Here is a 23,571-nt window from a genome sequence, read left to right as displayed (position 1 = left end):
TTATCTCATGAAATCTGCGGCGGAACCATAATTTAGTAAATAGACAAACATAAAACAAACCGTAAAAAAGCCTCATCCAGTAAAAAGGATGAGGCTTCATTTTAAAGTGTAAATAGGTTGCTATATAACTTCTCAAGCAGGTTCTTTGTATCGCAAGATACGCATAGCGTTCAGTACAGCAAGAACAGTCACACCCACATCAGAGAAGACAGCTTCCCACATGGTTGCTATCCCAAATGCACCGAGGATGAGGAAAATCGCCTTAACACCCAGTGCAAAGATGATATTTTGCCACACAATAGCTCGGGTCCGCTTCGCAATACGAATCGCCGTTGCGATCTTAGATGGTTCATCAGTCATAATGACAATATCAGCAGCTTCGATGGCTGCATCCGACCCAAGACCTCCCATCGCAACACCCACATCAGCCTGAGCAAGAACAGGCGTATCGTTAATGCCATCACCAACAAACATCACTTTCTCTTTCGAATCTTTCGAAGCCGTAATGCGTTCCATCTGTTCCACCTTATGCTGTGGAAGCAGTTCTGCATGCACCTCATCTACTCCAAGTTCCCTCGCAACGGATTCGGCAACGGAGCGAACGTCGCCAGTAAGCATCACTGTCTTATGGATCGAGAGGGAACGAAGGTCATCCAGCGCACGGGCAGCATCTGCCTTGATCCGGTCAGAGATAACAAGATGTCCTGTATAAGTACCATCAACAGCTACATGAATGACCGTTCCGTACAGTACTGCATCCTCATAGGCAATCCCTTGCTGTTTCATGAGTTTCGTATTCCCTGCAAAGATGATATGATCATCCACCTTGGCCCTAATTCCATAACCTGATAATTCCTCATAATCTGTAACCCGCTCTTCTTGAAGCGGTTCTTGATATGCTTTCCGAATAGATGCCGCGATTGGATGATGGGAATGCAGTTCTGTATAAGCCGTATGTTCTAGTAATTGTTGTTTTGCTTCCTCTTCCGAACCAGCAGATGCAAGTAACTGACGAGAAGGATATATTCCGGATACTTCAAAAACCCCTTCGGTAAGAGTCCCCGTTTTATCAAACACTACCGTTTTTACTTGACTCAAAGCTTCGAGGTAATTCCCACCTTTCACAAGTACACCTGCTTTGGACGCCGCTCCAATGCCTCCAAAAAATCCGAGCGGAATGGAAACAACAAGTGCACAAGGGCAGGAGATAACAAGAAAGATCAGCGCTCGGTAGAGCCAGTCTGAGAATTCAGCACCACTAATTACAAGCGGCGGGATGATGGCTAACAGCAGAGCTACAATGACGACAATCGGAGTATATACCCTTGCAAATTTATTAATAAAGGTCTCCGTAGGTGCTTTTTTGTTCGATGCATTTTGGACAAGATCCAGAATTTTCGAAACCGTTGACTCACCGTAAGATTTGGTTACTTCTATTTTTAGAACACCATTCAGATTAACAAAACCACTCAGCATCTCACTACCCGGCTCTGCTTCTCTAGGAAGAGACTCTCCTGTCAGCGCAGAGGTATCGAGCATAGAGTTCCCTGATATTACGATTCCATCAAGCGGAACCCGCTCTCCGGGTTTCACAATTATGATATTCCCTATTTCGACTTGCTCTGGTGATATTTTACGAGTACCTTGGTCCGTCTCCACGTTTGCATAGTCCGGCCGAATGTTCATTAGTGACTGAATGGACTTACGTGAACGGTTCACAGCAAGACTCTGAAACATCTCTCCAATCTGATAAAACAACATGACAGCGACAGCTTCCGGATATTCCCGAATTGCAAACGCACCCAGAGTAGCAATGGACATCAGGAAAAATTCATCAAATACCTGACCTCTGGCTATATTGCGAACTGCCTGCCATAAAACATCACCGCCAATCAGCAAATAAGCAAGCACAAACAGGGCGATCTCGGCCCAGCTATCCATCGGCAGCAGTGCTGCGAGGACAGCAAGTACCGTCCCTGCACCAAGCCGTACAGCAACTTTGCGCATTTTGGCTGAACTATGATCATGATTATGTCCTTCATGCCCGCCTGCTTCGCCGTGGTTGTGATCGTGTCCATGGTGATCATGGGCATGATGATCTTTTCCGCTCTCTTTTTGACGGCTTCTCTCTCCTACCACGGAAACTTTAATATGTGAATCGAGCTGTTTAATTTTACGTTTTGCTTCTGTAATGACATCTTCTTTTGTCTCATCTTCTGCAGTAAGAATCATTTTACATGTTGCAAAATTAACCGTTGCAGAAGTAACTCCTTGCAGTTTACTAACCCCATTCTCAATCTTCATTGCACAGTTCGCACAGTCAAGACCATCCAAAAGCAGTTCATATTTCACTTGTTTGGTTTCATTACTCACGCTCTGTCATCTCCTCTGACTTCCCATGGAAATTGTTAAAAGTAATATATGAGCAACTATTCATATGTTTATGGATTTATTATATGCACCTGCCAAAGATGAAGTCAATGATACTTGGAACAAAAAAATATATATTTATACACTTCCCCTTATTTTGGCTATAATAAAACTATATAAGAGGCGGTGATACACATGGAAAATCAAAAAATAATACCTATCGAAGATTGTGATGCAACATGCTCTGGTTCGGATACATCACTAGATAACCTCAGAAACTCTTTGCTTGATAAAACAACATCAGTACAAATGGCTGACTGGTTTAAGGCATTCAGTGATCCGACCCGCCTTCGTATTATTGATGCATTATTACAGAGAGAATTATGCGTTCATGATCTCACAGTACTTTTGGATATGGGACAATCCGCCATTTCTCATCAGCTTCGTTCCCTGCGCAACATGCGTATCGTGAAGCGGCGAAAAGAAGGGAAAACCGTATATTATTCGCTCGACGATGGACATATTGAACAAATCTTCATCCAGACTCTTCAGCATATTAAACACGAGTAACATCGGTTTACCTTTCTTCAAAAATAAAAAGAAGCATTCATGCAGTTAAAGTCTGCAAGAATGCTTCTTTTTATTTTATATCCTGATCGTAGAGCCCCGAACCATCCCTGAACCAGTGGAATAGATGGGTGAAGAGCACTTTGAGAACGGCATAACCGGGTACGGCCAGCAAGATCCCCACCACTCCAAACAAATTTCCTGCAGTCAGAATGACAAAGATAATGGTAATGGGATGCACTTTAAGTGATTTTCCCATAATCTGCGGGGATATGAATTTTCCTTCGATCAGTTGAACAATCGTCCAAACGGCGATCATTTTCAGCAGCATCACCGGCGAAGTAAAGGCGGCAACGAGAAGCGCAGGTGTGATCGCGATTGCAGGTCCGAGATATGGAACAATACTCGTAAAGGCAGCAATCACAGCAAGGATGAGCGCGTAATCAAGACCGATAATGACATAGCCAATATACAGCAGAACACCAATACAGAAACTCACGATAATCTGCCCGCGAATATACGAGCTGATCTGATGATTGGATTCCGAAAGAATTCGAGTTGTCCCTGGCCGCATCTTTGTTGGCAGGAAGGCCAACAGATAATTAGGCAGTTTTTTGCCGTCTTTTAATAAATAGAAAAGAATAAACGGCACGGTGACAATGGTAAGCACGGTCTCTGTTAGGATTCCTAAGAAACCGCCAATTCCTGAAAAAGTGGTATCCAGAATAGTGCTTGCCTGTTTAGATAAGTCCTGAATCATGCTATCCAAATCGAAATTAACAGCGCTTTGAATCTGTGTCAGGTACTGACTTCCAATAAACTGTTCAAACTGAAAGGCTACATTCTCATAATATCTTGGAAAATTAAGAATTAAGTCCTCAATCTGTTGCCGTACAACGGGAACGACTGCAAGAATTACAATCGTAATAATAGCTGCAATTAGAAGATATAAGATCAGAATCGAATATACCCTTTTTAAACCTCGGCGCTCTAATATGTCCACCAGCGGATTCAGTAAATAATACACTACACCTGTTAATAAAATCGGTATCACAATGGTCCTCAGCAAAACTTCTAAAGGCCGAAAAACAAATGAAACTTTGGTAAAGACCATAATATTGAGACCGATCAATAAGATGATCAACAAAAAAAGAACAAATTTATTATTGAGAAATAAACGCTTAAATCTGTCTGGCCAAACTCTCTCTTGTTCCATATATGCATCCCTTTCTTACGATCCAATAGCTCCTATCTATATATTAATGAAAAAAGCCCAATTTTCATACGTTTTTCTAAGTTCTTCGTTTCAAAAAACCAAAGTTTTATAAAAAAATATTATGTTATGTTTGTGTTATATATTATCGCTTCTATGTACAAACCCTTCTTTTCATGCTTTCCAAACCTAATATCTATTCATTTTTGCTAATAAAATGTGATTAACTTATTATATATGTAATAAAGTGCAAACAATATTACAATTAATGTGTGCGCAAAATAAAAATTAAAACTTCTTATGTTAGATATATTGACAAAGTATGGTTTTGCCTCTACAATACGGTCAAAGCCTTAAAAACAAACTTTACCATTTATGAGAATTAGCAGGTGAAACCCTCGTTCTCAAATTACAGTCAGCAGCGTGATGCAAGTCATTTTATACAAACAAGGAGTGGTTCAAGATGGAGGTCATCGGAATAAACAGTGTTTGGGTCATGCTGGGGGCCATTTTGGTATTGTTCATGCAAGGAGGATTCATCCTCCTTGAAGCAGGTTCAACTCGAATGAAGAATGCCGGTCACGTTGCAGGTAAGACGATTTTTACAGTCGGTATCGTATCGATCGTATTTTGGGCAGTTGGTTATGCACTGATCTTTGGCGGTCAAGGGAATGCAATTATTGGTTGGGGCGATTACTTCGCATTTAATGTCACAGGTTCTTCTGCAGATGACACCGTAGCTCCAAGCGTTATGTTTATCTTCCAACTCGCTTTTGCTGCCGTATCCATGTCCATCGCCTGGGGCGGTTTTGCCGAAAGAGCGAAATTATCCGCGTATCTCATCTTCGCTGTACTCTTCTCCGTACTTGTATATCCTGTCATTGCTCACTGGATTTGGGGCGGCGGCTGGCTCTCTGAACATGGAGACCAAGACTTTGCTGGTTCCACTGTAGTTCATCTAACAGGGGCTTGTGCAGCTTTAGCAGCAACAATCCTGTTAAAACCGCGTATTGGTAAATACAATAAAGATGGTAAACCAAACCATATGCCCGGTCATAACCAAGTCTTTACGACACTCGGCGTGATGATTCTATGGGTAGGCTGGTTCGGATTTAACGCAGGCAGTACGCTAACCGTGGAAGATGGAAGTTTCTTCGGATTTGTTGCCATCAATACACAGCTTGGTGCCGCTGCCGGTGCTGTTGCTGCTCTCCTCGTTGCTTGGGCCTTTATGGGTAAAGCTGATGTAGGCATGATGTTAAATGGCGCACTTGCAGGACTCGTTGCCATCACCGCGTCTTGTGCTTATGTAGATTCCTGGGCTGCCATTGTAATCGGCCTGATTGCCGGCATCCTCGTATTCTTCAGTATCCGCTTCTTCGAGAAAATGAGAATTGATGATCCCATCGCAGCCTTGTCTGCTCATGGTACTGCGGGAATCTGGGGTACATTGTCCACTGGTTTCTTCGCTACTCCTGAACTAGTCGAAAAACTACAGGTAGGTAACCCCGGGTTATTCTATGGCGGCGGCTTCGGTCAGCTGGGAGTTCAAGCACTTGGTGTCGTTACTTGTGCGATCTACGCTTTCGCAGTATCCTTCGCAATATTGTGGGTCATGAAAAAAACGATAGGTATCCGCGTATCCGAAGAGGAAGAGCTGGTTGGTCTTGATATGAGTGAACACGGAACTTATGGATACCCAGAGCAACTCTCCGCAGAAATCAAAAAATCGAACCTCCCCCTCTAATTAAATATCCTCCGTACCGGCTGGATGGTTTTCCAAAACCGTTCAGCCGGTTTTTTGTCGTCCTACCTACGTCCAACCGCGTAACTTTGAACTCGACCTTTTGAAAGTTGTGCTTGGACTCCGGGGATCTAGGTGTTTCCTAGATCGCTGCGACTTTTGGCTTTGGCTGGACCATTACTTCTTCGAATCCACTTTTTGTCCAGACAAAACAAGCGGAGCAGAGAGCTTGGAAACACTGCCATCCCCCTACTCCAACCTCACTGAAACCAGGCCGAATTCAAACGTATGCTATACTAGAAGTAGAACTCACGGCGAACACCTAACTAAATCAGGGTCTTTTTTTCATTTCAAGGTCTTCGGAAAGGAAGTTTTATCTATGTTTCAAGTAGGCGATTATATTTTCTACCCTATGTACGGTGCAGGTCATATTGAGGCTATGGAAGAGAAGGAATTTCTCGGGGAGAAAAAGTGGTATTACCAGGTGACCATTGAGCATCCGGTAATGGAAGTCTCATTTCCTATCCATAATGCTGAATCGCTTGGCATCCGGAATATTGCGGATGAGGAAATGCTGGAAAGCGCACGATCCGTGCTTTTGGAACAATGTTCAGAACTCCCCTCCAATCCTACGGCAAGACAGCAAAATCTGCTGAATAAACTCAAAACAGGTGAACTCAATATGGAGCTGCAAGTCATCCGCGATTTGAGTCATCTGAGTTCAAAAAAAACACTGGGCTGGACTGACAAAAACATGCTGAACAATGCACGTAAACTTGTCATCAGCGAACTCATAACTGCTCGAAATATTTCACCTGAAGAAGCAGCTCTCCTGCTCGATAACACCCTTCATGCGGTACACTAATTATTCCTTAATAAAAAAGCATGCAAATAACCCGGCCGCCTTTAGTTCAGCGTACCGGGTATCTTTTTGTTCTATATTTTTTAGCGATCCGCCGGATAGACAAGCCCAATCTGTCTACGAACCGTATCCATGATCGCCATCGTTACACTGGAATGATGATGTGAATTCACAGGTGATTCCAGCTCTCCGCTTTGTACAAGACGGATGAACTCAGCTACCTCGTACTTCATTGCAGGTTCATTCGATACTTCCGAGATCGTCTCTGTTACACCCTGTCGATAATGGATCTGCACTTTTCCAGGCGTACTAATATGGTCAATGACCATACTTCCCTCTTCACCCTGGATTTCGGATGGCAGATAGGAGTTCGTTATTTTAGAATACGTAATAACCCCGTCCATCTCTTTATATTGCAAGACAATACTTCCCTCACCATCTACACCCGAATCAAGCATTACACTGGTCGCTTTGACATTCTCAGGCTGTCCGAACAGAACGACCATCGGGTAGATGCAATATACTCCAATATCCATCAGGGAGCCGTTAGAGAACTCCGGCTTAAAAGCATTAAGAACTTTACCTTCTTTATATGCATCATAACGAGATGAATACTGACAATAGTTCACATTAAATTTACGAACCGTTCCCAGTTTAGGCAGCCCCTCTTGGATTCTCGCGAAACCGGGAAGAAGTGTTGATTTCATCGCTTCCATCAGCACAACCTGATTTGCTGCAGCCGCGTCCAGCATATCCTGTAGCTGTTTACTGTTAGAAGCAATCGGTTTCTCACACAAAACATGCTTCCCATGATTCATCATGAGTATGGCTTGTTCACTATGTAATGAATTCGGGCTGGCAATGTAGACAGCATCAAGTTCTTCACTCGCAGCCATATGTTCCAAATTCGTATAAATAAATTCCGCACCATGCTTTTCAGCGAATTCCTTAGCACGTTTCTCCGTCCGTGAATAAACAGCCGTAAGCTTAAAATCGGTGAGCGTGCTTGCCGCCTCCAGAAAACGCTCTGTAATCGTGTTTGTACCAATAATACCAAAGCGTACCACGTTACCCCTCCTCTTTGTCTCTTCTCGTTTTTTGTCATTGTATCATAAATAGGAAGAGGAGTTTTTGCTGTTCGTATGTATCTTTATATCTAGGAATCTAGATAATTATAAAGAAAAAAAGCCTCCTTTCTTATAGATTTTTTTTGAGTTCATCACAAAACTGCTGAATTACCTCTTCATTTCGTCTGTAATATGTCCACTGACCAACACGTTCTGACAAGAGCAGGCCGGCCTTTTGCATCGATAATAAATAATTCGAAATAACGGATTGTGCAAGCCCTGCCTTCGCTTGAATATCTCCTACACATACTCCTTTTGTCCGATCTCCATTAGGGGGAGTATGATATAGGTCACCGAAATGTTTTTCCGGGTTTTTGAGCCATTCAAGAATATCCCGCCTTGTCTCATTCGACAACACTTTATGAATCATTATAGGTTCCATAAGCTTCATTATATATGCTCCTATCTATTTGTAAATAAAAATACCGCCTTTATTCTTCAATAAAGGCGGTATCGATAACCAATCTATCTTCCATTCGGTGTGTGCTATTGTACACTTAGCATTAGGCTTCCATAAGCTGTGAGTACAAAAACAAATCCGAGAATTAGTAACATGACGGGGCTTGCTTTTTTGTTCACAAATGAGATTATCATTCCCACAAGGATAAGAAGAGCAACCCCTGCAAGAGCAGCCGCTGGGATCGTAATGCCCCAGTTCAGCGGTACACTAGCTTCAGGATGAAGCATCATGAAGACTGCCGATGGATCATTGTACTGCAGTGTCTCAGCAACCGTGTGAGCTGGCGCTTCCTGCGACATTAAGGCCGTGAACAGGAGCACAAACAGAATAAGAATGGTTTCTGCTTTGAGCCAAGGAATGACAGCAAATCCTTGATTCAGTTTCATTTTATTCCGAATCAAAAATCCATTACAGAACCCACAAATAATGATCGGAACAAACAGTAAATGTTTCATTAACAGTGCCTGCCCATACGGCAGAATCCAGGAGTTTACATATTCAGGTACCGTGTAGCTCATCGTAAGCAGTCCCGATATCAGGATAAGTACGACACAACCGATCGATACTGGGGTGAACCATTTCAGAAAACGATCCCAGTTACGAGCTTCTGCTGTAAACCACGCAACAGCAAAAAGCACTCCTGCCCATACAGCCATACAAAGCATATGAACCGTCTGAATGACAGCTCCCTTAAATCCTCCAATGGCGCCTAAATGGCTGGCATAGCCAAATGTTGCAATGATACACAGAACAATCAGCAAAGATGGATAGAGTATCTTTTTGTTCTGGAGAGCATCTTTTATCAGCAAAAAGGTAAGAAGTAATAATAAACAGAGTCCAAATACAAGGAGATATGCTTTCCCTTCTTTAAATGAGAATAGAACGGTGGACAGCGCTTTTCCATATCCAATACCTGAACCAAAACGAATAATAATCTGGAGAAGTGGTGCAAAAGCTAAAACCATGGTCCCCACGATACTCCATATCACCGCCTGACGCGGGATATGGAGCCTCGGCCTTGCATGATCAGGAACAAGATGAACAATCAAACTCCCCATAAGAAACGCATAACAGATATATAGCAGACCTTCGCTAAGAAAGCCCATTTTTATTTTTTCCCTTTACGTCTTAGGGCTACATAGGCACCCGCAATAATAACAACAACGATGAGTGCAATCCAAATTCCTGCATTTCCTGTATTGCCAGCTTCCGTTTCTTGTACATCGTCTGCTACAGGTGCTGCCGTATTATTTTGTTCATCTACTGTGTCTTCGCTTGTTACAGGTGTATCCGCTTCTATAGTTTCATCCTCTACAACTGTATTGTCCGGCTGTTCCGGCTCTACCGGTGCATCTACTGTAAATGCATATTCATTATTAATGGTATGTCCATCTTCCCCAACAATCGTCCAGTCTACCTTATAAGCTCCATTCGGCAGCGGTTCGCTTAACTTAGCAGTAAGCGTATTTTCTTTGACCTCAATATCCGCTAGGTCCATTTCCTTGCCTTCTTCATTTACTACTTTAATCTCACTAAGCGGCTCAATCGGTGTTTCAAACGTAAGGACTAATTCATCCAGTGCAGAAGTCACCGTATCTCCATTTCCAGGGACAGCACTTTCTAGACCCGTATGTGCAAAAGCAGCGCCTGGCAGCAACATTAAAAACAGAACCAGCGTAAGAATTCCTTTTTTCATCATTTTCATTATCGATCCTTTCTCTTGGAGCAGTTTTATGTAACACTCACTTACGACTCAGCATAACCCATCCTTCTAGAGCAAGAGAATAGCCCAGTCGGGTCATACTTTTCCTAAAAAACATGCGAAACAGGTTGAATTATGAACAAAAAGCAACTTTCCCGAGCGAAAAATGCTCAATTCTTGATCATATCCCTGCACGTTCTAAAATAGTCCACTACAAAAGGCTAAACCAAAAAGAAGACAGGATCAAGAATCCTCTCTTCTTTTTATGATTTGAATGGTCCTATTTCCGAGAACTTGATATGACCATGAGTAAATACAAGGTAATGGCAAGCACTTCAGCTGCTGCAATCACAATCCCCATCGGTACTGCCGTATCTTCGCCGCCAATTCCGACGAGAGGTGCTACCAGTCCTCCGAATAGGAACATAAGAACACCAAGCAAAGCCGATGCACTGCCCGCAGAATTCTTCTGATTCTGCATCGCTAGTCCGAAAGTTGCGGTATTTACAATACCAACACAAGAAACCACCAGGAATAGCGGGATCAATATACCAACCAGTGGAGCATCTGCTAAGATGGCAAGAAGTAAGCTGATTCCGCCGATCCCGGCAAGGGACAAGCCTACAATCAGCAGTCTTGATTCTCCCACACGTCCTGCAAGTCTTCCCGCAATCTGACTCGCAATAATGATACCCGCTCCATTCATAGCAAAGATCAAACTGTAGGTTTGAGGGCTGACTTCATAGATTTTTTGAAGAACAAAGGGCGAGCCTGATATATAGGCAAACATAGCAGCTCCTACAAATCCTTGGCAAAGAGCATAGCCCATGAATACCCGATCTTTCATGATTGTACCGAAAGCACGGAACGTCTGTTGCAGACCGCCTTGGGTACGCTGATTTTTTGATAAGGACTCAGGAAGACCAAGGATAACTCCAATCAAGGATAATACCCCGATGACGGTGAGGACGACGAACACACCTCGCCAAGAAGTCACCGTGAGTAGCTGACCACCTGCAATTGGTGCAAGGATGGGCGCTGCTCCGTTGATGAGCATAAGTAAGGAAAAGAATTTCGTGAGCTCTGTGCCCGAATACAAGTCACGAACTACGGCTCTTGAGATAACAATTCCCGCTGCGCCAGCTGCTCCTTGAATAAAACGCATGACGACAAACATTTCTATAGACGGAGCAATAAAACATAAAATCGAAGAAATAGTAAATACGCCGAGACCAATAAGTAGCGGTCCACGTCGTCCTCTTGCGTCGCTGATTGGTCCTGCTACTAACTGACCAAGCGCAAGTCCCAGCATACAAGCAGTAAGACTAAGCTGGGCATAGGACGCAGTTGTGTTTAAATCGTCTGCCAGAATGGTGAGTGCAGGCAGATACATATCGAGTGAGAATGGGCCGAAAGCTGACAGTGTTCCAAGTATAAACGCCAGCCAAAGCCGCTTCGCACGATCCGGTGCTTCCTGGATCGCCTGAGCTTGTGTCATGGATGTTCTCTCCTTTAATTAGATGAAAATAATAGAGCACAGTTTGTACAATACTAGCTGTTTATGTAATCTTTTTCATAAATCCCTTGTTCATTTTACAATAATTCTGGCAGTTTACAACCATCAAGACTTCTAAGTAAGAACATAGCCCTAGCGTAATCACTTCACTCTCTAAGTTATTCTACTGATTAACGTTTAATTAGATAAATCATTTAGATTATAGTTAGTTTAGTCCCATTAATTATTCACCCCATGAGATAACATATTCAGAATAATGTAAATCATAGGATACAAATAAAAAAGACATTCCTCATAAAAAGGAGATGTCTTTTTTCTAATCGCTTTCTTATTCTTCGGTGAGTGTCAATTCGATATGAATGACTTCTGATCTGCTTGCCAGGCGGATAGGCGGTCCCCATGAACCAAAACCAGAGGACACAATAACATGCATTTTTTCTTTCAGCATATAGCCCCAATCCAGTTCAAAAAGTCGTTTTGTAATGAAATGATTGGGCGCAAACTGTCCCCTGTGTGTATGCCCGCATAACAATACATCGGCGCCAGCCTCTTGGGCTTTATCAAATGCATATGGCTGATGATCCAGCAAAACAATCGGTTTTGTATGGTCCAGTGGAGTAAGCAGATCTGACACAGATAAACGTCCTTCTGGATCCATACGTACTGCTGTCAGATCTTTACGTCCCGCAATGTAGATAGCTCCGCCTGCTACGCTGACTACCTCGTCCCGAAGTACGGGAATTCCAATCTCGCTCATTTCCTTCACATAACGATCAACGTGCCCTCCGTAATATTCATGGTTACCGAGCACTGCAAAAACACCGTATTTAGCAGATAATTTCTTCATCTCATTTGACATCTTATTTCGCAAAAAAGGTTCAATCGAATCATCAAGCACATCCCCTACCAGCAAGGTCAGATCAGGCTTTAATCCATTGAGGAGTCCGGTTAGCTTTGCTAAATATCGATTGCCCACAATGTTCCCAAGATGGATATCGGAAGCTACTGCGATGGTGTACTTTCTGGGAGCACCTGGTTCTGGCTTCTTGGCTACCGTTACTTCATATTTTCTTACGACAGGACTCCACGCATTATAAGACCCACGCAATAGGAAGATCCCTAGAAGCGCTACCGTTGCCCAGCCAAGTATCGGAATATATGCCTTAGAATCAGCTCCCGCAAGATGACATATCCATCCGATCAGATCCATCACCGGAAGTACAAGGATGAAGAACTCGAGCAACGCAAAATAGTACGAACCGATCACTTTTATGAAGCGCCCTACGGGTCCAAGCCACTTGATCCGTCCGATCGCATATCCAAGCGATACCACAGTCAGAGAGATACCTAATACGAAAATAGAAATATCAGAAACATAAGAAGAAAGAAACAAGTACATATTCCAGCCGATATACAGCTGTAATCCAATAAATATAAGAAGTACAAGTAAAGTGTTCAGTATCATTCGAAAGGGAAACTTCATTGGTTCCTGACTCGCTCCTTTATAATGCAAATTGATTACACTTCATTTTATTATACAACTGAACCTAATTCCAACCTCAGTCATTCTCTCCTGGATATTACATCCGGTAAGCGTGGAGCGTATCTTTCCTTACAGGGATATTACCCTTATATCATGAGTACGGTTGACAAATCATCTCACTTGTAACTACAATGGTTACAAGTTGAAAAAACGAATTTACTTTATAAACAACATTGGAGGAATAAAAATGAAAATTGCAATTATTGGTGCTAGTGGTAAAGCAGGAAAATTCATTATGGACGAAGCAGGAAAACGCGGCCATGAAGTCACAGCGATCGTAAGAAATGCGTCTAAGGTTAGCGGGGTTCCTGCCGCCCAGAAAGATATTTTTGCACTAACGACGGAAGATCTGAATAAATATGATGTTGTTGTAAACGCCTTTGGTGCAGCACCAGGTGAAGAGCATAAACACGTAGAAGCAGGCCAAACACTCATTAAGGCACTGAGCGGTGTGGAAGGCACTCGGCTGATCGTTGTCGGCGGTGCAGGAAGCTTGTACGTTGATGAAGCGAAAACGACGAAACTGATCGATACACCAGAATTCCCTGATCTCTACAAACCAACCGCAAGCAATCAAGGAAAAAACCTGGAGGACCTGAAAGCTTCTACAGACCTGAAATGGACTTTCGTAAGCCCAGCGGCGATGTTTGATGCAGAAGGTGCACGCAGTGGTTCTTATCAAAAAGGAAAAGATAATTTGATCTTGAACGCTAAAGGTGACAGCTACATCAGCTACGCGGATTATGCCATTGCGATTGTGGATGAAATCGAAAACCCAGCACATATCGGTGAACGTTTCACTGTCGTTGGTGAGCAAAAATAATCTCCTTGTTTTTTCAGATCCTCTGGGCCGCTACCCGGAGGATCTTTTTGTTTACAACTGTTCACTCAGGGTACAATAGATTACACTATTAGAGACGTATTTACTTATTTAATAGAAGAATCACTCTGCTATGAGCAGAAGAATAAAGGAGTTAACGTAAAGATGGTTACTAGCCGATTTGCTGTTGGCATTCATATTTTATCACTGCTTGAGATTAACAAAGATACAGTCAACACCTCAGACTTTCTTGCGGGCAGCGTGGGTACCAATCCCGTGGTCATTCGCCGAATTACAGGCATGCTGAGTAAAGCAGGGCTTGTTGATGTGAAACCGGGCGTTGCAGGGGCGAGGCTCAAAAAAGAGGCAGCAGATATCACTCTACTCGACGTGTACCGGGCGGTAAATGCGGTGGAAGAAGATGCCCTATTTTCTGTACATGATTCTCCGAATCCTGCCTGTGTTGTAGGGCGTAATATCCAGAATGCGATCTCCCCTATCTTTATTTCTGCTCAAAAAGCAATGGAAGATCAGCTTGCGAGTGTCTCCATCGCTGATGTGATCTATGACCTCTCCCAAAAAGAAAAGGAACCTCTGGAGTAAACGGTTAACCCGTTTTACAGAGATTCCTTTAGATTTATTTTTTATAGCCAAATATATTTATTCACAAAATCATGCATATTCACTTGGTCATTTACGTCATTAAATTGATAAAGAAATCAGTTCGATCATCCTTCATATACTCTATGGGAAATACATCTAGTAATAAACTTGAATACTCCATAAGGTAAAGAATATCACTCTCTTTGCCTCTTCCCATTATATAATTGACGGTTATATTGAATATCTTATCTTCACCTTGGTACTGTATTTCATGCAAGACATAGGTGTCCGTGAGTCGATATGAAAAGTAAGAATAGAATTGATCCAAATGAACTCCCACTTGTTTAAAGTGAGCGTAGGCTTGCAACAGTACAGGGACATCAGCCCTTGTTTGCTCGCTTTCATTAAATTCCCTCAGCAGCTCATTCGTACGTACAAGCTCTGTACGAAACTGGTCGTACACTTGGTTCTCCTCCACCCCATCCGAGATGAGAGACTTTCCATCCACCAGTAAAAATACGTACCAACCGCCTACTACCAGAGCACAGGTTAACGTTATAATCGCTATTCCTTTTATGTATTTTGTTAAGAAGCTCCTCACTTAAGCATCACCCTGCCCTTTCTCCAGTTGTGCCGAAATGCGATTCAGAAGATGAATAAGTTCCTGTTTCTGCTCTTCAGGAAAATCTTTATAATTTGTATCACTCGGCAGGTCAGGAATTTGCTCCTGCAGTTCGTGAATTACAATACGTGTTTTCTTTAATTCCCTACGGTCGCCTGTCCCTTCAAGTATTTTCGAGGAATGTAACAAAAGTTCTGCTCCGAGCTCCTTAAGCTTGTTCTCTAAAGCTTCCGTCCTCAGTTCTTCTCCTTCAGAATGATTACTACGGAGTTGTCTGACCTCTTCTGCCGCTCTGATTAAACGAGTGTACCCTAAAAATAACTCTCTTGCGTCATCCCTATTCAATGCACCTGCTCTGTTCAAGACAGTGTCCGTATAATAGGTTGACGCACGTAATGAAGATGCAGTGAGATCATAGGAGTACGTAAAAGCCTTGCCGTTAATTTGTTGCTGCTCTTGTTTATCGTATTCTCTCCCAATAAGTACTGCAAACAAGATGATCAGAAATATGGACCCTGTGATGGTCCACATTGAAACTGTTTTTCCCAAAAGCTCACCACCATTCACTTTCGTCTATATCCTAAACGATAAATATTAATGATTGCGATAAATATTAGGATATTTTCCTTTATATTACCTCATACTATTAGTTTCAGCTAACCATTATATGGGTTTATTCCCTCACTACTTCATCTCTAATAACAATGATAATGTTCACAAAAAAGATATTTAATTTCATTAATTTCGATTTTTTTAACTAAATTGTCGGTAATACGGTTTACTATTTAGGACATTCTAAGTATAATACTTCTTCACTAATACTATTTTTACGAATAGGAGCCATACTTTTGGATCATCAAATTTCTCTAGACATGCTAATGGACACTTATAATCAGTTGGAACAAAAATTGACGAATTACCGAATCAAAGCTTTCGTAGATCATTTACGAAAATACGATTTAACATTGAATCAATTTGCAATTTTAACAAAAGTTCAACGAGAAGGACCTTGTCTATCTGTACATTTGGCCCAGTATCTAGAAATCAAAGCGGCTTCGATCACTTATTTGGTAGACTCACTTGAGCAAAGAGGTTATGTCACTCGCCTAGATAATCCAGAGGATCGACGAAGTCACCGAATTACGCTGACGGATAAAGGTAATGACGTTCTTTTTATTCCGGAAATGGATCAGTCAGTCAAGGAACAATTTGAGCAATTGGATGAAGAGGATAAAGAAATGGTATACCTGAGTATTCGTTTACTAAATCGTAAACTGAAGTAATTAAAGGAGCTTGCATCAATTGAAAAACTTATTAAAGATTAAATTTGCGTGGTTTCCAGTCTGGTCTGTAGCTGTGTTAATGCTGAGCATGATCCTGATTTACTTGCCCGTATTTAGCGGTGCCGATCAGCGGATGCACGATTTCCCGCTCATCCTGGTCAGCGAAGACTCCGAGTTTGCAGACTCACCGGAAGGTAAGGCGATCATCTCTAATCTTGTGAAACAGCAGGATGGACACTCATTTGAGTGGCAGATTGAAAGTTCAAAGGAAACCGCTATACAGGCGATAAAAGAAAACAAAGCAAACGGGGCTTTGATCATTCCCGCTAATTTTAGCGAACAGACTTCTGCCTTACAGCAATCGTTCTTATCAGGAGAAACTGATATTACCGCCGTACCCGTTGAAATTTTATTAAATGATGGTGCTTCACAGATGGCTTCCAGCATCTCAACAACTGTATTACAAACCCTAGCCTCATCAATCTCTGATATGGTTAGCAGCGGAATAAAAGCAGATATGACAAAACAACAAATACTTCTATCTCCCATGGCCGCATCTCAGCTTGACCATCCCATTGAATACACTATGACAAACGTGCTCGGACTTCCTTCCGATATCAATAAGGGAATGACCCCGTTTATGATTGTCCTAATCGCATCCATTACCGGGCTTATGGGGACACAGATGATTAATGGCTATTTAGGTGGTATTAGCGATAATTTGAAACGCCATGGTGTTCCTCTCACCTATTCAAAAGTGTTTGCTACGGAAATTCTACTGAGTGCTATCTTAATGATTGCTGTTGCAATACTAATTCCATCAGCAGTGTTCGGACTCTTCGGAAGCTTCCACTCGTCAGGCATCATTCAAATTTTCTTATTTACTTTGCTGTGCACGATGACGATGTTTGCTATGTTCAAAATGATCGGCATGTTATTCGGAAAATGGGCCATGCTGGCTGCGTTTCCTGTCAACATCTTAGGGATTTTCGCCAGCGGTGGAGCGATCCCGGTTACAAACCTTCCCGATTTCCATCGGGTCCTTGGCAATATGATGCCTATCAGGTACATGATTGAAGGTATGCGTTCATTGCTCTATTACAACGGTAATATGGAATCAGGTCTAGGAAAGGCGTTAATCATCGTTCCTGCTTTCTTCCTTCTCTTTTCAGCGATTATCGTCATTGTATTTCTATGGAAACGAAATCAAGCAAATAAGAATCATCATAATCAACAACAGAATTCTAGTAGTTCGGCACAGGCTGCTGTTTCAGCTTAAATATAATCACATATAAAAAAACGGCACGGTTGATCAGCGTAAGGGCTTATCAAACGTGCCGTTTTTTTATTCTACATTCCGATATTTCTCCCGGTACTCACCTTCGAGCATGCTCATGAGAATCGCATCATGATATTCATGATCGTAGAACAAAGCATCACGCTGGCGCCCTTCTACCTTAAAACCAACCTTCTCATAGACATGCGCAGCCCGTTCATTAAAATCATATACATTCAGCTCGATCCGGTGCAGCTGTAATCTACCAAACCCATAATCCAGCATAAGACGCAGTGCTTCAGTGCCATAGCCCTGCCCTTGATGTTCTGATTGGTCAATCGCAACTCTCAAGTTTGCACTCCGGTTCGTATAGTCCAGGTCTTGCAGTACAATATCTCCGATGAGTTCATCTGTCTCCTGCAAGGCAATCAGCAATATTACGGAAGAGTCATCCCCCCGCTTTCTGTCTATGTATTCTACAATCTGCTCATAATTAAAAATCGCCTTCGTGCCGGTCAGTCTTCTTGTTTCTACATTAAAAAGCTGCTTATAATATGCTTTTGCATCACTTGCATTTAAGGGTTTAAGATATACTTTTTTTCCTTGTAACACTTTAGGTATAAAGCTCTCTTCCATGATCTCTTTCTTCATTCCCTTCTCTATGTATGATTCGGTGCTTCTAGTTCTGGACTTATTGTATCCGAAGCCTGTTTGTATCTAAAGAGAAAGAATGTTTATAAATCGTTTATTACTCTGATTTAAGAGCCAACGATCGCGCCTACGTAAAAAAGAACCGTGTCCGAAGAACACGGTCAGTTTCCATCCTTATTACCTTGTGGATGTCTATAAGGGCTAGGTCCACCGTAGTTTGACCCCTGATTTGTATATCCTTGGGGTATCTGGCTCTGGCTGTTTCTCTGCTGTCCCTGCTGTGGGTAGTTTCCTTGCCTCTGACCATACGCGGAATAAACACCTTGTTTTGCAGGAACCATACCGTGTCTACTTTGGGCATATAGCTGTGGCTCAGGCTGGGGCAGGTGATACTTTGTACAATTTGCAGGAGGACCAATTACAACCGTATCACTAATTGGAGCAATGGCAGCTTTATACGTAGCTTCATCCAAGCAATACGTATGTGCAACAGCTTCCGGTGGCGCGAGTCGTAAGAAATCCGATATAGCAATGAATTCCGGTGTTGGCGCATCAAAGATAGCCAGCAAGTGAGTGTTATCTTCAGTCGCCATCTCCCAGTGGAACCATCCTTGCGGCACGTTTCCGACCTGGCCTGGAGAGACTGGCACTTGAATGACCTCTTTTGTGAAAGGATTAATCATGGAAATCACCGCTGCACCGGAAATACAGTATACAAGTTCTGAAGCATTCTGATGGATATGAGGTTCCACAATATTGCCACGCGTCAAAAAAATATCGAGCAAAGAATTGTCACCCAGTGTATTCAGCTGCTTAACACCAAGTGCATTAATATAGTTACCTCTGTCCTTAGTGAAGGTTCTGTTATTCCTCAAATCATAAAAATACTGCACACCGGGAGATGTAAAATCCATATAAGACACCGCCATTATTTATCCCTCCAGAAATGATCAACTCAGAATCAAGAAATTATTTTATCCATTCGACATCACTTCTTTCAGTCTATTGCTCATACGAATCACTTATTCTCCAGACATGACGAAAAATGTAGAACTTCACACACTCTAATCTTCCATCTATTACAGTTACATTCCGTAACTATTCTCATTATATATGGGGGAGGTGATTCAACAGTTAGCGGGATGGATTAAATGAAATATATTAACGTATAGCGGTACATAGTCGTTAGTAATGATATATAAATGGAGGATTATTACATCATGAATACACACATAGAGGAACAAGCAGCAAAAAACTATCAGTTATGGATGGACAGCTCTATCATCGATGAACAATCAAAGAAAGAGCTACGTGATATTGCAAATAATAAAAAAGAGATCACAGATCGTTTTTATAAAGAATTGGAATTTGGTACAGGCGGGCTCCGCGGTGTTATTGGTGCTGGAAGCAATCGAATCAACTTGTATACGGTTGGTAAGGTTACACAAGGACTAGCCGCTGCTCTAACAGCAGAGTACCCATCCCCTTCTTGCGTTATCGCTTATGATTCAAGACATTATTCACCCGAATTTGCACAAGAAGCAGCCCTTGTCCTTGCCGGAAATGGGATAAAAGCTTATGTGTTTGAGTCGCTGCGACCCACCCCGGAGCTGTCTTTTGCTGTTCGTCATCTGAAGGCGGAAGCAGGAATTGTAATCACTGCAAGCCATAATCCTCCCGAATATAACGGATATAAGGTATATGGAGCGGATGGTGGACAAATTACACCCGCATCCGCTGCGAAGGTGATCGAGGCCATTCAAAATGTAAGTTCATTTGAGGAAGTTCATAAAATGGACCGTGCAGAAGCGGAAGCAGCAGGTAAGCTTGTATGGCTCGGACAAGAAATGGATGATGCTTATGTAGAGGCTGTTGCTTCCATAAGTCAGCATCCCGATGTTATTCAAGAAGTCAGCGAAAACTACCGCATTGTCTATACACCGCTGCATGGCACAGGTAATGTACCTGTTCGCGCTGTTCTAGATCGTCTAGGATTCCAGCATGTAGATGTTGTTCCAGAACAAGAAGAGCCCGATGCCAATTTCTCTACTGTACAATCTCCGAATCCGGAAGAGCATGCTGCTTTTGAAATTGCCATTGCTCAGGCTAAAGCCAGCGGAGCGGACTTGATCCTGGGAACGGATCCTGATGCGGATCGTATGGGCGCTGTCATTAAGGATGATAAAGGCGAGTTTTTCATCCTAAGCGGAAACCAATCTGGTGCGATTATGGTTCATTATTTACTTGAATCGATGAAGAACAAAGGAACCCTTCCGCTGAACGGTGCTATCATTAAAACCATTGTAACTAGTGAGATGGGAGCTTCCATTGCGGATGCCTATGGCATGAAAGTATTCAATACACTGACAGGTTTTAAATATATCGGTGAAAAAATGACCGAGTTTCAAAATACCGGCGAATATTCTTATATTTTTGGCTATGAAGAAAGTTATGGATACCTTGCAGGTAATTATGCCCGTGACAAAGATGCAGTTGTTGCAGCTATGCTGATTGCAGAAGCAGGTGCCTATTATAAATCGCTAGGAAAAACACTTTACGAAGTACTTCAAGAACTCTATCAAACCTATGGTTATTTTGCTGAAAAACTGGAGACTCGTACGCTCAAAGGAATTGAGGGAGTTCAGCTGATTGCCGGAATTATGAGTACTTGGCGAGAGCAGGCTCCTGGAGAGATTGCCGGTATTCCACTAACGCAAACGGAAGATTTCAGCCTTGGACTATATGACTTACCGAAAGAAAACGTACTTAAATATCATCTGGAAGACGGAAGCTGGTTCTGCCTCCGCCCATCCGGTACAGAACCGAAGATTAAAATCTACTTCGCCGTTCAAGGAGAATCTTACGAAGATGCTCAGCGCAAAATTGCTGCCCTGACAAGTGATATTATGACTCGAATTGATGCTTACATTCAAGAGCATCAATCATAGTAAGTGAACTGATTTAAAGAGACCCTATCCCCTTCATAGTAAGGGGCTTTGGGGTCTCTTTTTCTATCAGACCGGACTTTGAATCACTGCTTCCTTTCGATAATATTAAACAATTTATTCCATAAAATTAAATATTTACATAACTCAAATCACTCAGTATAATGACGTTAATTGCATCCTGTCATAAACTCATGGACCTTACTATTACACAAAGGTGGGGATAAGATGTCTTAATGGAGCTTTTATTTAAAAGCGCTTACAATAATGAGAATGTGAGGGATGCTTATGGATAGTAAAGGTGCACCGAACGAACTTGTTCAAAAAAGATCTCCCGAAGAATATGCCGAGATCGCTAAATCAGCTTCCTTCCAGAAACTGCTCCATGAAAAGAAAAAATTTATTATCCCCTTCACGATCTTCTTCTTCTGCTTCTACTTTGCCCTGCCCATTCTCACTTCCTATTCCACCATACTAAACACGCCGTTTATCGGCAGTATTACCTGGGCTTGGGTACTCGCCTTCCTGCAATTTATTATGACATGGTCCTTCTGCATGATTTACTACAAAAAAGCAAACCGATTTGATGAGCTGTCCCGCCAAATTGTAGATAAGGAGCATACGAGCCTATGAACTATGTTGCTTTTTCGATGTTTCTTGTGATCGTTGTTTTTACCTTGCTTATTACGTTTTGGGCTTCCAAAAAAACAACATCAGCCAGTGACTTTTATACCGCTGGCGGCGGTCTGACAGGCTGGCAGAACGGACTTGCCATTGCAGGTGATTATATGTCAGCCGCATCTTTCCTTGGGATCGCAGGCATGATCGCCCTATCTGGATTTGACGGCTTTTTCTATAGTATCGGGTTTCTTGTCGCTTACCTCGTCGTTCTTTTTCTCGTTGCAGAACCTTTGCGAAACCTTGGAAAATATACCTTTGCGGATATGATCGCCGTTCGCTTTAACGCCAAACGTATTCGTGGATTCGCTGCTTTTAATACGATTGCTATTTCTATATTTTATATGATCGCACAGCTTGTAGGCGCAGGGGCGCTCATTAAACTGCTGCTTGGCATTGATTTTACGACTTCGGTTATCATCGTTGGTATTCTGATGACCGTATATGTTATTTTCGGCGGAATGCATGCAACCAGTTGGGTACAGATCGTAAAAGCATTTTTGCTCATGGGCGGAACCTTTATTATCTCAATTATGGTGCTCTACAAGTTCGGCTTTAGTATTACAGACATGTTCGAGCAGATGAGAACGGCCACCCCCCTGAATGAAAACTTTCTAAACCCTGGAGTGAAATACAAAGACGGGCTCGATACCCTGTCACTTACGATGGGGCTTGTACTTGGTACAGCCGGATTACCACATATTCTTGTTCGTTTCTTTACGGTAAAAGATGCAAAAACAGCTCGCAGTTCGGTAGTCTATGCTACTTGGGTTATCGGTATTTTCTACGTTATGACCATCTTCCTTGGTTTTGGAGCAGCTGCTTTTGTAGGAAATGCCAACATCATTGCTGAGGATAAAGCCGGTAATATGGCAGCTCCGCTGCTTGCCCAGGCTCTTGGCGGTGATCTGATGTTCGCCTTTATTTCTGCAGTCGCTTTTGCTACCATTCTCGCTGTTGTTGCGGGTCTAGTGCTCACTGCGGCAACCGCATTCTCACACGATTTCTATAACCAGATTTTGCGTAAAGGTCAGGCCACTGAGAAACAACAAGTGAACATGGCACGTTATGCGTCCATTGTGATCTCTATCCTATCCATTCTACTTGCTCTTGTTGCGCAAAACCTCAATGTGGCTTTCTTAGTCTCCTTGGCTTTTGCCGTTGCCGCAAGTGCTAATCTTCCCGTCATTCTATACACCATCTACTGGAAGCGATTTAATACAAATGGTGCCATCTGGGCAATGGTCGTTGGACTTATCACTTCTGTAGGTCTTGTCCTCATCGGACCGAATGTAATAAGTCCTGAAGCAGGTAAAGCCTTTTTCGTTGGTGATCCCATCTATCCATTCTCCACTCCTGGACTCATCTCAATTCCGCTTGGTTTTCTCGCCGGTGTGGTTGGTACCCTCGTATCTCGCAAGAAAACAGCCAGTGAAGATAATCAGACGAGTTATGACGAGATTTTGGTCCGTTCTAATACCGGTATGGATACAACCTGCTAAATAAACTGCTTTATACATAAAAGGCACCTGCTTAGCATCTCTTGGGATGCCGAGCGGGTGCCTTTTTGAATGGAAAACCGAATCATC

General features: G+C 42.6%; 22 protein-coding genes. 10 read left to right on the top strand and 12 right to left on the bottom strand.

Translation table 11 applies throughout. The features are described 5' to 3' along the window. Positions 1–132 precede the first annotated feature (132 nt). Positions 133–2,373: a heavy metal translocating P-type ATPase gene (locus tag H9647_RS12250; RefSeq protein WP_318245298.1), complete on the bottom strand. Its 2,241-nt coding sequence runs from the start codon at positions 2,371–2,373 to the stop codon at positions 133–135. Positions 2,374–2,565: 192 nt separating this feature from the next. On the opposite strand from H9647_RS12250, the gene H9647_RS12245 reads away from it, so the two are divergent. Further along, complete coding sequence (locus H9647_RS12245; RefSeq protein WP_191800219.1) at positions 2,566–2,940, top strand: ArsR/SmtB family transcription factor; 375 nt, start codon at positions 2,566–2,568, stop codon at positions 2,938–2,940. A 70-nt stretch (positions 2,941–3,010) separates the two neighbouring features. Here H9647_RS12245 and H9647_RS12240 read toward each other — a convergent pair whose 3' ends face one another. After that, a complete protein-coding gene (locus H9647_RS12240) occupies positions 3,011–4,153 on the bottom strand; it encodes an AI-2E family transporter (RefSeq protein ID WP_191800217.1) in 1,143 nt (380 codons plus the stop codon). A gap of 460 nt (positions 4,154–4,613) precedes the next feature. Between H9647_RS12240 and H9647_RS12235 the strand changes: the two genes are divergently transcribed. Together H9647_RS12235 and H9647_RS12230 are read left to right on the top strand one after the other, a co-directional pair. Next, the gene (locus H9647_RS12235; protein ID WP_191800215.1) at positions 4,614–5,897 is read left to right on the top strand and encodes an ammonium transporter; all 1,284 of its coding nucleotides are present in this window, start codon (positions 4,614–4,616) and stop codon (positions 5,895–5,897) included. A 376-nt stretch (positions 5,898–6,273) separates the two neighbouring features. Then, positions 6,274–6,759, top strand: coding sequence for a CarD family transcriptional regulator (locus H9647_RS12230; RefSeq protein WP_191800213.1), 486 nt, complete (start codon positions 6,274–6,276; stop codon positions 6,757–6,759). Positions 6,760–6,839: 80 nt separating this feature from the next. On the opposite strand, the gene H9647_RS12225 is transcribed toward H9647_RS12230, so the two are convergent. From H9647_RS12225 to H9647_RS12200, 6 genes are all read right to left on the bottom strand, one after another. Further along, positions 6,840–7,823, bottom strand: coding sequence for a Gfo/Idh/MocA family protein (locus H9647_RS12225; protein WP_191800212.1), 984 nt, complete (start codon positions 7,821–7,823; stop codon positions 6,840–6,842). 130 nt (positions 7,824–7,953) lie between these two features. Next, a complete protein-coding gene (locus H9647_RS12220; protein ID WP_191800371.1) occupies positions 7,954–8,265 on the bottom strand; it encodes an ArsR/SmtB family transcription factor in 312 nt (103 codons plus the stop codon). Positions 8,266–8,369: 104 nt separating this feature from the next. After that, positions 8,370–9,401 (bottom strand): copper resistance D family protein, encoded by a 1,032-nt coding sequence (locus tag H9647_RS12215; RefSeq protein ID WP_191800210.1) that lies wholly within the window; start codon positions 9,399–9,401, stop codon positions 8,370–8,372. 50 nt (positions 9,402–9,451) lie between these two features. After that, positions 9,452–10,042: a copper resistance CopC family protein gene (locus H9647_RS12210; RefSeq protein ID WP_191800208.1), complete on the bottom strand. Its 591-nt coding sequence runs from the start codon at positions 10,040–10,042 to the stop codon at positions 9,452–9,454. A 283-nt stretch (positions 10,043–10,325) separates the two neighbouring features. Further along, on the bottom strand, positions 10,326–11,543 hold the full coding sequence (locus H9647_RS12205) for a multidrug effflux MFS transporter (RefSeq protein WP_191800206.1): 1,218 nt from the start codon (positions 11,541–11,543) through the stop codon (positions 10,326–10,328). Between the two features lie 346 nt (positions 11,544–11,889). Next, positions 11,890–13,026 (bottom strand): metallophosphoesterase, encoded by a 1,137-nt coding sequence (locus H9647_RS12200; RefSeq protein WP_225229247.1) that lies wholly within the window; start codon positions 13,024–13,026, stop codon positions 11,890–11,892. Positions 13,027–13,291: 265 nt separating this feature from the next. On the opposite strand from H9647_RS12200, the gene H9647_RS12195 reads away from it, so the two are divergent. Continuing rightward, positions 13,292–13,927 carry an NAD(P)-dependent oxidoreductase gene (locus H9647_RS12195; RefSeq protein ID WP_191800202.1) on the top strand — a complete coding sequence of 212 codons (636 nt, stop codon included), beginning with the start codon at positions 13,292–13,294 and terminating at the stop codon, positions 13,925–13,927. A gap of 162 nt (positions 13,928–14,089) precedes the next feature. Next, the gene (locus H9647_RS12190) at positions 14,090–14,527 is read left to right on the top strand and encodes an Rrf2 family transcriptional regulator (protein WP_191800200.1); all 438 of its coding nucleotides are present in this window, start codon (positions 14,090–14,092) and stop codon (positions 14,525–14,527) included. A 91-nt stretch (positions 14,528–14,618) separates the two neighbouring features. Here H9647_RS12190 and H9647_RS12185 read toward each other — a convergent pair whose 3' ends face one another. Next, on the bottom strand, positions 14,619–15,128 hold the full coding sequence (locus tag H9647_RS12185) for a hypothetical protein (RefSeq protein WP_191800198.1): 510 nt from the start codon (positions 15,126–15,128) through the stop codon (positions 14,619–14,621). After that, the gene (locus H9647_RS12180) at positions 15,129–15,698 is read right to left on the bottom strand and encodes a hypothetical protein (protein WP_191800196.1); all 570 of its coding nucleotides are present in this window, start codon (positions 15,696–15,698) and stop codon (positions 15,129–15,131) included. It abuts the gene before it with no gap. A 299-nt stretch (positions 15,699–15,997) separates the two neighbouring features. Here H9647_RS12180 and H9647_RS12175 point away from each other — a divergent pair, with 299 nt between their 5' ends. Next, a complete protein-coding gene (locus H9647_RS12175; protein WP_191800194.1) occupies positions 15,998–16,432 on the top strand; it encodes a MarR family winged helix-turn-helix transcriptional regulator in 435 nt (144 codons plus the stop codon). A 19-nt stretch (positions 16,433–16,451) separates the two neighbouring features. Continuing rightward, positions 16,452–17,711 (top strand): ABC transporter permease, encoded by a 1,260-nt coding sequence (locus H9647_RS12170; protein ID WP_191800192.1) that lies wholly within the window; start codon positions 16,452–16,454, stop codon positions 17,709–17,711. A 66-nt stretch (positions 17,712–17,777) separates the two neighbouring features. Here H9647_RS12170 and H9647_RS12165 read toward each other — a convergent pair whose 3' ends face one another. After that, complete coding sequence (locus H9647_RS12165; RefSeq protein ID WP_191800190.1) at positions 17,778–18,359, bottom strand: GNAT family N-acetyltransferase; 582 nt, start codon at positions 18,357–18,359, stop codon at positions 17,778–17,780. A 161-nt stretch (positions 18,360–18,520) separates the two neighbouring features. Then, complete coding sequence (locus H9647_RS12160) at positions 18,521–19,288, bottom strand: cupin domain-containing protein (RefSeq protein ID WP_191800188.1); 768 nt, start codon at positions 19,286–19,288, stop codon at positions 18,521–18,523. A gap of 291 nt (positions 19,289–19,579) precedes the next feature. On the opposite strand from H9647_RS12160, the gene H9647_RS12155 reads away from it, so the two are divergent. The 3 genes from H9647_RS12155 to H9647_RS12145 all read left to right on the top strand — a co-directional run bounded on the left by H9647_RS12155 (position 19,580) and on the right by H9647_RS12145 (position 23,484). Continuing rightward, positions 19,580–21,307, top strand: a complete 1,728-nt coding sequence (locus tag H9647_RS12155) for a phospho-sugar mutase (protein ID WP_191800186.1) — start codon at positions 19,580–19,582, stop codon at positions 21,305–21,307. 285 nt (positions 21,308–21,592) lie between these two features. Beyond that, positions 21,593–21,937, top strand: coding sequence for a DUF485 domain-containing protein (locus tag H9647_RS12150; RefSeq protein ID WP_191800185.1), 345 nt, complete (start codon positions 21,593–21,595; stop codon positions 21,935–21,937). Next, positions 21,934–23,484 carry a solute symporter family protein gene (locus H9647_RS12145; protein ID WP_191800183.1) on the top strand — a complete coding sequence of 517 codons (1,551 nt, stop codon included), beginning with the start codon at positions 21,934–21,936 and terminating at the stop codon, positions 23,482–23,484. Before H9647_RS12150 ends, H9647_RS12145 begins: the two co-directional genes overlap by 4 nt. The last annotated feature ends 87 nt before the right edge of the window (positions 23,485–23,571 follow it).

The sequence above is a fragment of the Paenibacillus gallinarum genome (genome assembly GCF_014836635.1).
In the GTDB taxonomy this organism is placed as follows: Bacteria; Bacillota; Bacilli; order Paenibacillales; family Paenibacillaceae; genus Paenibacillus; species Paenibacillus gallinarum.
Note: the sequence above shows the minus strand (reverse complement) of the source record. Positions and strands in the feature narration are given on the sequence as shown.